Genomic DNA, 15,044 nt, shown 5'->3' on the forward strand with positions numbered 1-15,044 from the left:
GGGGCCGAACAGCGAAGCGCGAGAGGTTTTTTCATGGCGAAAATAGAACTGGAACACATAGCGCACAGCTACAAGCCCAATCCCGAGGGACCGGAGGACTATGCCATCAAGGAAGTCCACACCACCTGGGAAGACGGCGGCGCATACGCCCTGCTCGGCTCGTCGGGCTGCGGCAAGACCACCATGCTCAACATCATTTCCGGCCTGCTCACCCCGAGTCAGGGCCGCATTCTGTACGACGGCAGAGACGTGAGCAAGCTGCCGCCGGAACAGCGGAACATCGCTCAGGTATTCCAGTTTCCGGTGCTGTACGACACCATGACCGTCTATGACAATCTGGCCTTTCCCCTGCGCAACCGGGGCGTGAAGGCGTCCGAAGTGGACCAGCGCGTCAAGGAAGTTGCCGAGACGCTCGATCTGACCCCATTTCTGGGCAAACGCGCAGCAGGACTGGCCGCGGACGCCAAACAGAAGATATCCCTTGGACGCGGACTGGTGCGCAAGGACGTGGCGGCCATCCTGTTCGACGAACCGCTCACGGTCATCGACCCCCACCTGAAATGGCAGCTCCGGCGCAAGCTCAAGGAAATCCACAAGCAGTTCAACCTGACCCTGATCTACGTGACCCACGACCAGACCGAGGCCATGACCTTCGCGGACAACATCGTGATCATGTATGACGGCAGGCTGCTCCAGATCGGCTCGCCCGAGGACCTGTTCGAAAACCCGGCCCACACCTTCGTGGGCTACTTCATTGGTAGCCCGGGCATGAACCTGATCGAATGTTCTCTCGACGGCAGCAACGCCGTGTTCAGCGGCGGAACCCTGCCTCTGCCGGAACATCTGGCACAGGCGGCCGCAGACGCGGGCAAGGTCGAGATCGGCATCCGCCCCATGTATCTGGACATTGCCGGAGAAAAGAAGAACGGCGGCGTGCCCGGCACCGTGATCAACGTGGACGACGAAGGCAGCAGCCGCATCGCCACGGTCATGGTCGGGGACAACAAGCTCAAGGCCAAGGTGCCGGAAGGCAGGGAAATCCCGGCCGACGCATGCTGGGTCAACTTTCCGGCCGAGCGCACCAAGCTCTTTTGCGACAGCTATCTGGTCAAGGAGGAACAGCATGGATAAATGGCAGGACAACAAAGCCTGGTTCCTGGTCCTCCCGGTCTTCATCATCGTGGCCTTCAGCGCAATCATTCCGCTGATGACCGTGGTCAACTACTCGGTTCAGGACATCTTCGGACCGGGACAACGCTTTTTCGTGGGCTCGGAGTGGTTCCGGGAAGTGCTGCACGACACTCGGCTGCACGAGGCCCTGTACCGCCAGCTCCTGTTTTCCGGGCTCGTGCTCCTGATCGAAATTCCCCTCGGCATCCTGATCGGCCTGATGATGCCCAAGAAAGGCTGGGGCGCATCCCTCTGTCTCGTACTCCTGGCCCTGCCCCTGCTGATCCCGTGGAACGTGATCGGCACCATCTGGATCATCTTCACCCGACCGGACATCGGCCTGTTCGGATATTTCATCAATACGTCCGGCATCGCGTTCGACCATACGGCCAGCGCACACGACGCCTGGGTCACGCTCATGCTCATGGAGGTCTGGCACTGGACGCCGCTTGTGGCCCTGCTGGCCTATGCCGGATTGCGCGCCATTCCCGAGGCCTATTATCAGGCCGCAAGGATCGACGGAGCATCGCAATTCGCGATTTTCCGCTACATCCAGCTGCCCAAGCTGCGCGGGGTCATGACCATCGCCCTGCTGCTGCGGTTCATGGACAGCTTCCTGATCTACGCGGAACCCTTCGTGCTCACGGGCGGCGGGCCGGGCAACTCCACCACGTTCCTGTCCATCTATCTGGTCAAGATCGCGGTGGGACAGTTCGACCTCGGCCCGGCAGCGGCCTTTTCCCTGATCTACTTCCTGATCATCCTGCTGTTCTGCTTCCTCTTCTATCAGGCTCTGCAAAACGTCGGAACCGGAGAGAAATCATGAAAACAAGCAAACGCTACATAGGGCTGATCATCTACCTGATCCTGCTCATGCTGCCCATCTACTGGATGCTCAACATGTCCCTGCGCACCAATGCGGACATCATGGCGGCATTCTCCCTGTACCCCAAGGACCCGACCCTGCAGAACTACCTGAAGATATTCCATGATCCTTCCTGGTACATGGGCTATGTCAATTCCATCATCTACGTCACCCTCAACACGATCATCTCCCTGCTGTTCGCCCTGCCCGCTGCCTATGCGTTCTCCCGGTTCAGCTTTCTCGGGGACAAGCACATGTTCTTCTGGCTCCTGACGAACCGCATGGCTCCGCCCGCAGTCTTTCTGCTTCCCTTTTTCCAGCTCTATTCCGTGTTCAACCTCATTGACACGCATATTGCCGTGGCATTGGCGCACTGCCTGTTCAACGTGCCGCTGGCGGTCTGGATTCTGGAAGGATTCATGTCGGGCGTGCCCAAGGAGATCGATGAAACCGCGTTCATTGACGGGTATTCGTTTCCCAGATTCTTTGCCACGGTGTTCATCCCCCTGATTCGGGCGGGCATCGGCGTGACCGCGTTCTTCTGCTTCATGTTCAGCTGGGTGGAACTGCTTCTGGCCCGGACCCTGACCACGACCAACGCCAAGCCCATTGCCGCGACCATGACCCGCACGGTCAGCGCGACCGGCCTCGACTGGGGTCTTCTGGCCGCCGCTGGCATCCTGACCATCGTGCCCGGTGCGCTGGTCATCTGGTTCGTGCGCAATCATCTTGCCAAGGGCTTTGCTCTGGGCCGCGTATAAGGAGGTACGGACATGAATCTCGAATGGATGGCATGGACGCCCCTGACAGCCTGTTTCTTCACGTTCATCATGCTCATGCTCATCGGCATGACGATCTGGCAGGTCATGGTGCCCACCGTGGCGCGCAAGGGATTCCTGCCCATCGTCACCACCCGTGGGGACAGACTTTTCATGGGACTGCTGGGCAGCGCATACATTCACCTGGCCTGGCTCGGTCTGACCGATTTCAGCCTGTGGATTGCTACGGTTGTTTCCGTCTGCTTCATCGCGATCATGCTGCGCTGGGGCTAGCCCCGGACCGAAAGCCGACGGATTGTGAACTAGGTGTTGCTTGTTGAAGAGGATTCACTTTCAGCAGATGGAGGATCGTATGAAACTGTGGCGTGTTCTCTTGACGGGAACGCTCGCTCTGGCCTTCCTCGCCACCGCCGGCATCGGCTTTGCGGACGATGCCCAATACAAGAAAGCGGCGAAGAAATGGATCGAGCAGGAGTTCCAGCCTTCCACCCTGAGCAAGGCGGAACAGATGAAGGAAATGGAGTGGTTCATCAAGGCCTCCAAGCCCTTCCGCGGCATGGACATCAAGGTCGTTTCCGAAACCATTCCCACCCATGAGTACGAATCCAGGGTTCTGGCCAAGGCCTTCCACGAAATTACCGGCATCAAGGTCACTCACGACCTGATTCAGGAAGGCGACGTCATCGAAAAGCTTCAGGTCCAGATGCAGTCCGGCGAAAATGTCTTTGACGGCTACGTCAATGATTCCGACCTCATCGGCACGCACTTCCGTTCCGGCCACGTGGTCAACCTGACCGACTGGATGGCGGGCGAAGCCAAGGACGTGACCCTGCCCACGCTGGATATCGACGATTTCATGGGCAAGTCCTTCACCACCGGCCCGGACGGCAAGCTCTACCAGCTTCCGGACCAGCAGTTCGCGAACCTGTACTGGTTCCGCTACGACTGGTTCCAGCGCCCTGACCTGAAGAAGAAGTTCAAGGCCAAGTACGGCTATGAACTGGGCGTTCCCGAAAACTGGTCCGCGTACGAGGATATCGCGGAATTCTTCACCTACGACGTCAAGGAAATCGACGGCGTGGCCATCTACGGCCACATGGATTACGGCAAGAAGGCCCCGGACCTCGGCTGGCGTTTCACCGACGCATGGCTGTCCATGGCCGGTGCCGGCGACAAGGGACTGCCCAACGGCAAGCCCGTGGACGAATGGGGCATCCGTGTGGAAAACTGCCGTCCCGTGGGCGCGACTGTTGCGCGCGGCGGCGCCACCAACAGCCCCGCAGCCAAGTATGCCCTGCGCAAGTACATGGAATGGCTGCGCAAGTATGCTCCTCCGGGCGCTCTGGGCATGGACTTCTACCAGTCCCTGCCGTCGCTGGCCAAGGGCAACGTGGCCCAGCAGATTTTCTGGTACACCGCGTTCACCGCTTCTCTGGTGGAATCCCGGGAAAAGGGCAACATGACCGTGGATGAAAAGGGCTTTCCGCTCTGGCGCATGGCTCCGTCTCCGCATGGTCCCTACTGGGAGGAAGGCCAGAAACTCGGCTATCAGGACTGCGGTTCGTGGACGTTCCTGAAGTCCACTCCGGTGGATCGCCGCAAGGCGGCATGGCTCTTCGCACAGTTCTGCGTGGCCAAGACCACGTCCCTGAAAAAGGCGCATGTGGGCCTGACCCCGATCCGCGATTCCGACATTCGCGACAAGTCCTTCACCGAACGCGCCCCCAAGCTGGGCGGTCTGGTGGAATTCTACCGTTCCCCGGCCCGCGTGGCCTGGACCCCGACCGGCACCAACGTGCCCGACTACCCCAAGCTGGCACAGCTCTGGTGGCAGAACATCGGTGAAGCCGTTTCCGGCGAAGTCACCGTGGAAACCGCCATGGACAATCTGGCCAAGGAACAGGACAAGATTCTGATGCGCCTCGAACGCGCGGGCGTGCTGGGCAAATGCGGTCCCAAGCTGAACCCGGAAAAGGACGAGTCCTACTGGCTGAACAAGCCCGGAGCTCCCAAGGCCAAGCTGGCCAATGAAAAGCCTCAGGGCAAGACTCTGGACTACGACAAACTGCTCAAGGCATGGAAGGAAGGTCGCGTCAAGTAGACACGCGTCCTGTACCGACGTCAGAGGGGCGCCCCCAAGGGCGCCCCTTCCTGTTCATCTAGTCGATCGGTTCCATGCCAAACCGCTTCCACTGCGCTTCCGCTTCCTGTTCGGCCCTGTCCACCGCTTCCGATTCCCACGGCTCGATGACAAGGGCCTCGGCAACCAGTTGCCACAGATACTTCACTTCGTAATTCGCATCGGGATAGAATTTGGGAATGCGCCTCATGAGCTGATCGCGACAGTTGGAGCATCCCACGACAACCACGTCCGCGCCGCTGCTCCTGATCTGCTCGTACTTGAACCGGGCGTGCCAGGCGGATTCCTTTTCATAGGGCATGGGCCACATGCCGCCCCCAGCCCCGCAACAGAAATTCCGCTCGCGGCTCGGGCTCAGTTCCACGTACTCGTCAACACACTGATTGATGATCCAACGAGGTTCGTCAAAGAATCCGCGCCCGAAATGACGCGCCAATTCCCGACCATGCTTGCAGGAATCATGAAAGGTGAATGTCCTGCCTGCATGCACGGACTTGTCCAGTCGGATGCGGCCATCCCGAATGAGTTCCACCAGATAGTCGTACAGATAGAGGAAGCCCACGGAATTGTCCGGATTCTCGTGCTCCAGTTTGTCCATGCCCTTGCGACAGCCATAGGAACCGCCTCCGCAATCCGGCATGATCATGCGGGCAATGCCATGGTCCTTCATGTACGCCATCTTGCGCCGGGCGAGCGCCTTGTTGGCCTCGTCATTGCCCGAGAACAAGGCCCAGTCCACGGCTTCCCATCCCTCGGACGGCACGGTCCAGTTCTCGCGGGCCGCATGAAATATCTTCCACCACCAGAACTGATCCTCGAAATCCCCGTACACTTCCTTGGAATTGGGAAAAAACAGAATGTCCGCGCCCTGTTTGTCCACGGGCACGTAAAATCCGGGGCATTCTTCGGCCAGCTCGTTGCCAAGCTCAAACATGCCCTCGAGATAGTCCTCGCGGCTGATGGCCAGATTGTTGCCGGTTTCCAGATTGTTCACGGTCCCCTTGTGCAGGGAGCCGGGCACCTCCTCGCGGGGGCGCAGGCTCTTCATGTGTCCCATGACCGACGGGATGTCGATGCCCATGGGACACGAGGCCGCGCATCGGCCGCATCCGGTGCACAGCCAAGGGAAATCCGATTCCACGACCTCCTGCACCAGCCCATTGGCCAGCATGCGCATGACCCGCCGGGTATCCATGCCCAGCCCCGGAGTGCCGGTCACGGGACAGGCATTGGAGCAGGAGCCGCAGACCATGCAGGCCGTGAACTCGAAGGAATCCAGAAATTCTCTGGTGGAATGATCCAGAAAGGACGTTGCCGAGTTGTTCATATACCTTCCCGAAAACGGACGAAAGCCGTGCCGCTTTCTCTCCCGATTGAAATATCGCCCGAAACCATACCTCAAAGGTCTATATTGCCCAGACGACAGCCCACCGCTTACACCAGCTTCTTCATCAGGTCAAAGCCCTGATTTCCGCTGATCCCGAGGCATGTCCCCCTGTTCGCATGTTGAATATCCTCGGGGTTGTGCTAGCATGAAATGCAAACAAGGGAGGCAACATGGACAAGTGGGAATGCCCTTGCGGGTATGTATACGACCCCGAGGAAGGCGATCCGATGCATGGAGTGGAGCCGGGAACCGCATGGGAAGACGTGCCCGAGGACTGGGTCTGTCCCAAATGCGGAGCGGAAAAGGAATTTTTCGAAAAACTCTAGCCAGCCCGACCGTCGGCAACGCCCTCATGCCAAGGGCGTTGCCTTTTCCGCCAAAGCCAGTATCCTCTGCCACGCAAAAAAGGAGCGGAAGATACATATGACAAAAATCGGTTTGGCTCTGGGCGCTGGCGGTGCGCGCGGTCTGGCCCACCTCGTCATGCTCGAGGCATTGGATCAGGCAGGCATCCGGCCCCATGCCATTGCCGGGGCCAGCATCGGCGCAATCATGGGCGCACTCTATGCCGCAGGCAACTCCGGCGCAGATCTTCGGCGCGGCGTGGACGATCTTGTCGGCCCGCTGTCCGGCAGCATCAAGGATGCCATCAAGGACGCGTTCACGGGCAACCGCCTGAAACAGATCATCAGCCTGATCGATCCGAGCTTCGGCAAGAGCGGCATGCTTTCCGGCGACCGCTTCATGGACATGCTTGAAGAAATGATCGGGGTGCGCACCTTCGAGGCCCTGCAAATTCCTCTCAAGGTCGTGGCTTCGGAGTTCTGGAGCCGCGAGGAAATCGTGCTCGACTCGGGCCCGCTCAGACCCGCGATCCGGGCCAGCATGGCCCTGCCCGGCGTCTTCACCCCGGTCACTCAGGGCAGCCGAGTGCTCATCGACGGCGGAGCAGTCAATCCCCTGCCCTACGATCTGTTGCAGGACGAATGCGACGCAGTCATTGCCATCGACCTGATCAGCTCCGGCCCGGGCCGCAGGAACGGCGAAGTGCCGGACCTGTTCGAAACCATTTTCAGCACGTTCCAGATCATGGAAAAATCCATCATCCGCCAGAAGCTGGAACACAGGCCGCCGGACATCTACATCGAAATGGACATCCGCGGCGTAAAATCGCTGGAATTCCACAAGACACGGGAAATATACAAACAGGCAGCCGCAGCAAGGGAACAGCTTTTCCGGGAGCTGGAACGCACCGGATTGGCCGATTGACCGCTTGACGCCAAAATCCGATTAAACTACTCCAATATAAACCCGGAAGATCGTCCGGCAACAACCACAACCAGACAGACGCATCACATGAAATTTTCCGCCAGAACCAGATACGCCACCAGAATCCTGCTGGACCTCGCCGTGCACGCGGACAACACGCCGCGGCGAGCCGGAGACATCTCCGAGGCAACCGGCATCACCATCCAGTTCATTGAACAGATCATCCGCCCCCTGAAGAAGGACGGGCTGGTCAAGTCCGTGCGGGGCGCATCCGGCGGACACATGCTGGCCCATTCTCCGGACAGGATATCCATCGGCGACATTGTCCGGGCCATGGAAGGCGGCATCAACCTCGCGGACTGCCTGTGCGACGAGGGGGCCTGCAACCGCTCGCCGGGCTGCAAGACGCGTCAGGTATGGGAACGGGCCTCCCGGGCGCTGGAAACCGAGCTGGATACGATATTCCTGTCCGAACTGATCGAATCCCCGTTCCCCGAACTCATGGACTGACCCGGCCACGAGCCTACTTGCCCACGGCCTCCAGCACCCTCCTGCTGACCATCATGTACAACCGGGCGTTCTCCTGCAGATGTCCGGCCAGAAACTCCGCCTCCCGGCCCGAGCCGCAAAAGAAATCGCAGCGGGTTCCCTTGATGGCCCCGCCCGTATCCTGCGCCAGGACAAGGGAATTGAACGGCGTCACGCCCCCGTTGTCGTAATCCAGCAGTGCGGTTTGCAGCAGCATGACCCCGCCAAGAGGTGCCATGGTCCTGTCCACGGCCACGCTGACCCGCGGCGTGAGAATGGAACTCATGCTCCCGTAGGGACCGTTGTCCGAGAGCCGGAAGAACACATAGCTCGGATTCTCGAACATCAGATCGCGGGCAACGTCGGGATTGGCATTGAGAAAGGCCCGGATGCGCTGCATGCTCATCTCTTCCCTCGGTATGTGTCCCCGCTCGATGAGTACCCTGCCCAGCGAGACATAGGGCCTGCCGTTCTTGCCGCCGTAGAGGATATGCTTGACCTGTCCGCCGGGCAGTTCGAGCCGCCCCGACCCCTGAATCTGGAGAAAGAACACGTCAACCGGGTCCTTGGCCCAGGCAACCTCCACGTCCTGCTTCTTCAACGCGCCATTGCCGTCGATGCCCTCGCGGTCGAAATAGGGTTCGATCCTGTCACCATCCACGCGATAAACAAGCGTCTGGCCCTTCCATCGATGATGAAACCGCCCCAGATCAACGGTCCTGAGGTCTTCCGGTACGCCGTACAGCGGATACTGATACTCGCCGCCGGGTTCGAGTGAAGCTTCGAGCCACGGCTCATAGTACCCGGTCAGCAGGGTTTCCGGAGACATGCGAAACCAGGCGAACCGCTCGGCGAGCAGCTCGGGATTCGCATCCAGCCGGGGCAGCAGCGCGATGAGTTCGGCAACGGAGCTGGCAAGCTCGCCCCATTTCAGGTCCAGCCCCGGCCTGTTCACGCAACGCGCTCCCTTGGGGCGGCGAAGAATGTATCCCAGACTGTCCTCCAGAGCCGGACGCAGGTCGTTCCAGGACTGCAACCCCTGCAATCCGGGAGTCATGCTCTGAAACAGTTTTGCAGCCTCGTCCGGTTCGACCCGAACATATCCCTCGACCACCACGGGCGGCTCCGCACTCCTGTCCGTACAGGCGGAAACGGAAAAAACGACACAACACAACGCGAACAGGACAGCGAACCGCCGGAACAGCACTCCAACCTCCTTACTTGAGGGCATAGGCGTATTCTTCAAGGTAAATCTGAAGCATGACCATGACGAAACTGAGAATCAGGGGACCGTAGAACACGCCGAGCATGCCGAACGTGTAGACCCCGCCGAGAATGGCAATGAAAAGATAGAATGTGGAAACCCGGGCCGCCTCGCGCATGAACACGGGTCTGAGCAGCGTGTCGATGCCCACGACCAGCACTCCGCACCAGAGGGTCAGAAAGGCAGCCATGCCCCACTGCCCGAGAATGAGCAGATAGCAGACCGCAGGCACCCAGACCAGTCCGGTCCCGAGTACGGGCACGAGAGAGGCAAGAGCCATCATCGCTCCCCAGAACACGCCGGGAATTCCGGCAATGGCAAGCCCGATGCCTCCGGCAATGCCTTGCAGCAGGGCCACGAGCAGGCAGCCCATGAGCACCCCGCGCGACACGCGCTTGAGGCTGTCGATGATGTAATCCTCCTGCCGGGCACGCAGCGGGGAAAGATGCCGCAGATAGGACACCATGTCCGCGCCGTCCCGCAGAAAATAGAACAGGATGAAACACATGAGCAGGAAGTGCAGCACCAGAATCACGGCATTGCGCACCAGCTTGGTGCCCGCGCCGAGCATGGCTTGAGCAAACTCCTTCGAATACTGGAGGATGGTGCCCTGAATGTCCATTTCCTGAATCCGCAGAAACGGAAAATGTCTGGCAAAGTCGCCCATGTATTCGTCAAGAATCCCGGTCTTGAGCAATTCGTTGAAATCGGTCTTCACGACCCAGTCGTTGAGCGCGCCCAGTGACTGCACGCCCTGCCCGATCAGGGCCAGAGTGAGGAACAGCATGGGCAGGACCAGACAGAACACGATGATGGCCACGGTCATCAGGGACGCCATGGTCCGCTTGCCCTTGCACGCGTTCAGCACCCGGGAGAACACCGGGGAAAACAGTATGGCGAGCACCGTGGAGAAAATGAACGTGTGGACAAATGGCTCCACCAGGGAATATCCGAGGTAGAGGGAAAACAGGAGCAGGACCGCCAAAAACGCCTTGTAATAGCTGGTGGCTCCGTTCCTTCCGTCTGGTTGCTGCATGATCCGCCTGTTGATGCGGGACTCAACCCGCTGTTATTGTTTTTTTCCTGCTCAGATTGGATTGTATGATTGCGGCCACGGTGTCAATATCAACAGGCTTGGCAATATAGTCGTCCATGCCTGCATGCAGACACCGCTGCTCATCCCCCCACATGGCGTGAGCCGTGAGGGCAATGACCGGAATTTCCGAATCGCGAACGCCCGAGTCGCCCGCCCGAATCGCCCGAGTGGCCTCAAGCCCGTTCAGAAGCGGCATCTCCACATCCATGAGCACGATGTCAAACGGTTCGTGGGCCAACGATTTCAAGGCCTGCTCGCCGTTCTCCACAACGGACACGTCGGCCCCCATCTTCTGAAGCAGACGCGTCACGTATCTCTGATTGATCAGATCGTCCTCGGCAACGAGGATTCTGATTCCTTCCAAAGGCCTTGCCGCCAGAGTTGCAGCGGCTTCCTCGTTTTCATATTCGCTTGCATGAAAGTCCAGATCCACGGAAAACACGCTTCCCCGCCCCTTCGTGCTTTCGCATCGAACAGTTCCGCCAAGGATGTCCACGAGCCGCTTCACTATGGCCAGTCCCAATCCGAGGCCGCCCTGATGCCGGGTAAGCGGGTCCTCGACCTGGGTGAAGCTCTCGAACAGGTCTTCCGCCATCTCCTCGGGCAGGCCCAGCCCCGTATCCTTGACCAGTACGCGCAGGGACGCAAGGTCGGGCCGAAATCCCTCGCGGACCGACACTTCAACCAGCACATGCCCGGCTCTGGTGAACTTGACCCCGTTGTTCACAAGATTGGAAAGAATCTGGCGAACCTTGCCGGAGTCGCCCCGCACCCACGCGGGTACGGCCGGGTCTATGGAATATCCCAGATGGATTCCCTTGGCCTCCGCGGACCGGCGGAACTGGGACAGCACGCCGGTAATCAGGTCCTCCACGCGAAAATCCATTTCCCGGACCTTGAGCGAACTCGCCTCCAGCTTGGAATAGTCGATGATCTGATTGAGCACGGACAGCAGAGACATGGCCGAGTCCTTGATGAGCAGCACGTTTTCCCGATATGCCTCGGGCAAATCCGAGAGCAGGAGCAGTTCGGTCATGCCGAGCACGCCATTCATGGGCGTGCGCAATTCATGGCTCACCGTGGCCAGAAACGAGGTCTTGGCCCGGTTGGCAGCCTCGGCGGCACGCTTGGCCTTGCGCAGTTCGCACTCCATCTGATGCTTGTAGAGACCAACCTCGATGGCGGACTTCAACTCCTTGTGGTCCACGGGCTTGAGCAGATACCCGTATGGTCCCGAGACCTTGGCCCAGCGCAGGGTTTCCTCATCCGCATACACGGTCAGATAGATGACCGGGATATCATACCGGCGGGAAATGCGATTCGCGGTCTCGACTCCGTCCATGGTCCCGTCCAGACGGATATCCATGAGCACGAGGTCCGGACTTTCGGAATCGGCCAGAGAAATGGCCTCCTCCCCGGAAGCGGCCACTCCGGCTACCTCGAATCCGGCCCGTTCCAGAGCGGCCGTGATATCCAGCTGGGAGATGGGTTCGTCCTCGACAACCAGAATGCGTTCGGTGGGCATGACGACTCCTCGCTTGATGACATTTCCGCACCACTGTTTGAACATACCCTTTCCCGCAGGCCAAGGCCATTACAATTCCAGCGCCTTTTCTCACGCAGGCCGGTCCGAAGACAAGGAGCAATGGCCGAAGGAAACCAACGGCATCCCCGATTTCGGCTAACGATCTTGTCTTTTGTCGCCAATTGCGGCTATGGGGTAATATCGTCCCGAACTGTCGGCCAGCGACATGTCCCGATACTCCGATGGAACTTTCAGGCTGCCGGTTCAGGAACGAATTCACGTTTTCAAGGAGGAAAGGATGAAACGGGTACTCTCTCTCGCGGCGGCAACATGCGTTTTTCTCATGTTTCTGGCCTGCGGCCAGAATCAGCAGCAGGATCAGCAGGCTCCGGCCAGGGAGGACGTCAACGTCAAGCTGGAACTGGCCAGAATGTCCACCATTGAAAAGGTGCTCAAGCGCGGCCAGCTCCACGTGGGCTTCGAAGCCGGATACGTTCCCTTTGAAATGACCAGCAAGAAGGGGGAATTCATCGGCTTCGACATCGACATGGCCAAGGAAATGGCCAAGGCCATGGGCGTGGAATTCGTGCCGGTGAACACGGCCTGGGACGGCATCATCCCGGCCCTGCTCTCGGACAAGTTCGACATCATCATGTCCGGCATGACCGTGCGGCAGGATCGCAATCTCAAGATTCTCTTCGCGGACCCGTACATCATCGTCGGACAGACCATTCTGCTCAACCCCAGACTGAAAGGCGAAATCACGTCCTACAAGGACCTGAACAATCCGCAGTACACCATTACCTCCAAACTCGGCACCACCGGGGAAAAGGCCGTGCAGGCCATGATTCCCAAGGCCAACTACAAATCCTTCGAGGCCGAGACCGAAGCCGTCATGGAAGTGATCAGCGGCAAGGCCGATGCCTATGTCTACGACCTGCCGAACTGCGCCTACTTCAAGGCCGAATTCGGGGACAAGCTCGTGTTTCTGGATGAGCCGTTCACTTTCGAGCCGCTGGCCTGGGCCATCAACAAGGGCGATCCCGACTTCCTGAACTGGCTGAACAACTTCCTGCGGCAGGTCAGAAACGACGGCCGCTACGAACGCATGTACAACAAGTGGCTCGGGAGCACGGCCTGGGCCGGGGACATGAAGTAGATCACGGACCTCGACCGGGAAACCGCAATGCGGTTTCCCGGTTTTCCCCTTTTCCAGCACACAAACTCCGGGAACAGCCATGGCAGCAGGCAGTACGGCTTTGGCCAGACAGGAGGCGAAACGCCAACTGATCTGGAAAATCGTGTTCTTCATCGCGCTCTTCATCGTGGCGTGGGGCTTCTATTACGCCACGCAAAGAGCGGAATACATCTGGCGCTGGAATCGCGTACCCCAGTACTTCTACTATCACGACGACGTACGGATTCGGGCGGAAATCGAAGGCGAAGTCGCCGCAGTCACGCCCAGAGGCAGGGACATGGTGGTCGTGGTGCAGGGCGACAATGTCTCGGAACAGTATATTGTCCCGCAAAAGGGGCTGCGCGTGTCCCGGGGTGACACCGTGTACATGGGCGATACCATCGGTTCCTACAGGGAGTGGAAAATCGGCCTGCTCACGGACGGGCTGCTCCTGACTCTGGAGGTCAGCGCGGTGGGCATCCTTTTCGGCATCCTGCTGGGCCTGTTCACGGGGCTGGCCCGCATTTCCACAAATCCGGCCCTCAGATGGGGGGCCATGACCTACATCGAACTCATCCGGGGCTCTCCCCTGCTCGTGCAGATCATGATCTGGTATTTCGTGGTGGGCACCCTGATCAACAGGCTGCTCATTGGCGCGGGCCTGCCGGAAATTCCGGGCATCTGGTACGGAGTGGCTTCACTGGCCATCTTTGCCGGAGCTTATGTCGCGGAAATCGTGCGCGCAGGCATCCAATCCGTGCACAAGGGTCAGATGGAAGCGGCCCGATCCCTTGGCATGAACACGCCCACGGCCATGCGCAGGATCATTCTGCCTCAGGCGTTCCGCCGCATCCTGCCGCCCCTTGCCGGACAGTTCATCTCCCTGATAAAGGACTCCTCGCTGCTTGGCATCATAGCCATCCGCGAACTGACCAAGGCCACGCGCGAGGCGGCCACGGGCAGTCTCATGGCCTACGAGCTCTGGCTCACCTGCGGCCTGCTCTATCTGCTTCTGACCTTCGGGCTGTCCATGTTCGTGCAATATCTTGAAAAAAGGACCGTGGAACAATGATCGACGTCAAAAACATCTACAAGACCTTTTACGTGCCCCACGAAGTCCAGGCCCTGCACAACGTGTCGTATCACGTCGAGCCCGGCGAGGTCGTGGTGGTCATCGGTCCGTCCGGATCGGGAAAATCCACGTTCCTGCGCTGCCTGAACCGCCTTGAGTATGCGGACGAGGGCCACATCCTCATCGACGGTACCGACATTCTCGACCCCAAGACCGACATCAATCAGGTTCGCATGGAAGTCGGCATGGTTTTCCAGTCCTTCAACCTGTTCCCGCACCTCACCGTGCTGGAAAACGTGACCATCGGACAGACCTCGGTGCGCAAACGCGGCAAGGACGAATCCGCGGAAAACGCCATGAAGCTGCTCAACAAGGTCGGCATTCACGAAAAGGCCAACGTGTATCCGTCCCAACTCTCCGGCGGACAGCAGCAGCGCGTGGCCATTGCCCGCGCCCTGGCCATGGACCCCAAGGTCATGCTGTTCGACGAACCAACGTCCGCACTGGACCCGGAAATGATCGGCGAGGTTCTGGACGTGATGAAGGCGCTGGCCAAGGAAGGCATGACCATGGTCGTGGTCACCCATGAAATGGGCTTTGCCCGGGAAGTGGCGGATCAGGTGGTGTTCATGGACGAAGGCAAGATCATCGAAGTGGGCACTCCGGAACATTTCTTCACCAATCCGGAAAACGACCGCACCAAGCTGTTCCTGAGCCAGATTCTCTAGCCGTTTCCACGCGCCCGACGCAACACAGCCCCTTTCGCCTTTCA

At 59.3% G+C, this 15,044-nt stretch carries 15 protein-coding genes; 11 read left to right on the plus strand and 4 right to left on the minus strand.

What is annotated here, in order from left to right; all coding sequences use genetic code 11:
* Nucleotides 1–33 precede the first annotated feature (33 nt).
* The 5 genes from MPN23_RS05515 (at nucleotide 34) to MPN23_RS05535 (ending at nucleotide 4,915) form a co-directional block, all read left to right on the plus strand.
* Nucleotides 34–1,131 carry an ABC transporter ATP-binding protein gene (locus MPN23_RS05515; protein ID WP_243546652.1) on the plus strand — a complete coding sequence of 366 codons (1,098 nt, stop codon included), beginning with the start codon at nucleotides 34–36 and terminating at the stop codon, nucleotides 1,129–1,131.
* Complete coding sequence (locus MPN23_RS05520) at nucleotides 1,124–1,996, plus strand: carbohydrate ABC transporter permease (protein WP_243546654.1); 873 nt, start codon at nucleotides 1,124–1,126, stop codon at nucleotides 1,994–1,996. The genes MPN23_RS05515 and MPN23_RS05520 overlap by 8 nt, the downstream gene beginning before the upstream one ends.
* Nucleotides 1,993–2,796 carry a carbohydrate ABC transporter permease gene (locus tag MPN23_RS05525; RefSeq protein ID WP_243546656.1) on the plus strand — a complete coding sequence of 268 codons (804 nt, stop codon included), beginning with the start codon at nucleotides 1,993–1,995 and terminating at the stop codon, nucleotides 2,794–2,796. Before MPN23_RS05520 ends, MPN23_RS05525 begins: the two co-directional genes overlap by 4 nt.
* Before the next feature lie 12 nt (nucleotides 2,797–2,808).
* The gene (locus MPN23_RS05530; RefSeq protein ID WP_243546657.1) at nucleotides 2,809–3,087 is read left to right on the plus strand and encodes a DUF2160 domain-containing protein; all 279 of its coding nucleotides are present in this window, start codon (nucleotides 2,809–2,811) and stop codon (nucleotides 3,085–3,087) included.
* A 79-nt stretch (nucleotides 3,088–3,166) separates the two neighbouring features.
* Entirely contained in the window at nucleotides 3,167–4,915 is a 1,749-nt protein-coding gene (locus MPN23_RS05535; protein WP_243546658.1) for an ABC transporter substrate-binding protein, read from the plus strand.
* Nucleotides 4,916–4,973: 58 nt separating this feature from the next.
* Here the strand turns inward: MPN23_RS05535 and MPN23_RS05540 are convergent, their stop codons facing one another.
* Entirely contained in the window at nucleotides 4,974–6,281 is a 1,308-nt protein-coding gene (locus MPN23_RS05540) for a (Fe-S)-binding protein (RefSeq protein WP_243546659.1), read from the minus strand.
* Between the two features lie 230 nt (nucleotides 6,282–6,511).
* Here MPN23_RS05540 and MPN23_RS05545 point away from each other — a divergent pair, with 230 nt between their 5' ends.
* The 3 genes from MPN23_RS05545 (at nucleotide 6,512) to MPN23_RS05555 (ending at nucleotide 8,120) form a co-directional block, all read left to right on the plus strand.
* Nucleotides 6,512–6,667, plus strand: a complete 156-nt coding sequence (locus MPN23_RS05545; protein ID WP_243546661.1) for a rubredoxin — start codon at nucleotides 6,512–6,514, stop codon at nucleotides 6,665–6,667.
* A 97-nt stretch (nucleotides 6,668–6,764) separates the two neighbouring features.
* Nucleotides 6,765–7,610, plus strand: a complete 846-nt coding sequence (locus MPN23_RS05550) for a patatin-like phospholipase family protein (protein ID WP_243546662.1) — start codon at nucleotides 6,765–6,767, stop codon at nucleotides 7,608–7,610.
* 87 nt (nucleotides 7,611–7,697) lie between these two features.
* Nucleotides 7,698–8,120, plus strand: a complete 423-nt coding sequence (locus MPN23_RS05555) for an RrF2 family transcriptional regulator (protein ID WP_243546664.1) — start codon at nucleotides 7,698–7,700, stop codon at nucleotides 8,118–8,120.
* A 13-nt stretch (nucleotides 8,121–8,133) separates the two neighbouring features.
* Here MPN23_RS05555 and mltA read toward each other — a convergent pair whose 3' ends face one another.
* The 3 genes from mltA to MPN23_RS05570 are packed head-to-tail and all read right to left on the minus strand — an operon-like array spanning nucleotide 8,134 to nucleotide 12,023.
* The gene (gene mltA, locus MPN23_RS05560) at nucleotides 8,134–9,345 is read right to left on the minus strand and encodes a murein transglycosylase A (RefSeq protein ID WP_243546665.1); all 1,212 of its coding nucleotides are present in this window, start codon (nucleotides 9,343–9,345) and stop codon (nucleotides 8,134–8,136) included.
* Nucleotides 9,346–9,355: 10 nt separating this feature from the next.
* Entirely contained in the window at nucleotides 9,356–10,438 is a 1,083-nt protein-coding gene (locus MPN23_RS05565) for an AI-2E family transporter (protein ID WP_243546666.1), read from the minus strand.
* 22 nt (nucleotides 10,439–10,460) lie between these two features.
* Nucleotides 10,461–12,023: a hybrid sensor histidine kinase/response regulator gene (locus MPN23_RS05570; protein WP_243546668.1), complete on the minus strand. Its 1,563-nt coding sequence runs from the start codon at nucleotides 12,021–12,023 to the stop codon at nucleotides 10,461–10,463.
* Nucleotides 12,024–12,321: 298 nt separating this feature from the next.
* Between MPN23_RS05570 and MPN23_RS05575 the strand changes: the two genes are divergently transcribed.
* From MPN23_RS05575 to MPN23_RS05585, 3 genes are all read left to right on the plus strand, one after another.
* Nucleotides 12,322–13,182 carry a transporter substrate-binding domain-containing protein gene (locus MPN23_RS05575; protein WP_243546669.1) on the plus strand — a complete coding sequence of 287 codons (861 nt, stop codon included), beginning with the start codon at nucleotides 12,322–12,324 and terminating at the stop codon, nucleotides 13,180–13,182.
* 79 nt (nucleotides 13,183–13,261) lie between these two features.
* Nucleotides 13,262–14,272: an amino acid ABC transporter permease gene (locus tag MPN23_RS05580; protein WP_243546671.1), complete on the plus strand. Its 1,011-nt coding sequence runs from the start codon at nucleotides 13,262–13,264 to the stop codon at nucleotides 14,270–14,272.
* A complete protein-coding gene (locus tag MPN23_RS05585) occupies nucleotides 14,269–15,000 on the plus strand; it encodes an amino acid ABC transporter ATP-binding protein (protein ID WP_243546678.1) in 732 nt (243 codons plus the stop codon). The genes MPN23_RS05580 and MPN23_RS05585 overlap by 4 nt, the downstream gene beginning before the upstream one ends.
* Nucleotides 15,001–15,044 lie beyond the last annotated feature (44 nt).

The organism is Pseudodesulfovibrio tunisiensis, from assembly GCF_022809775.1.
GTDB lineage: Bacteria > Desulfobacterota > Desulfovibrionia > Desulfovibrionales > Desulfovibrionaceae > Pseudodesulfovibrio > Pseudodesulfovibrio tunisiensis.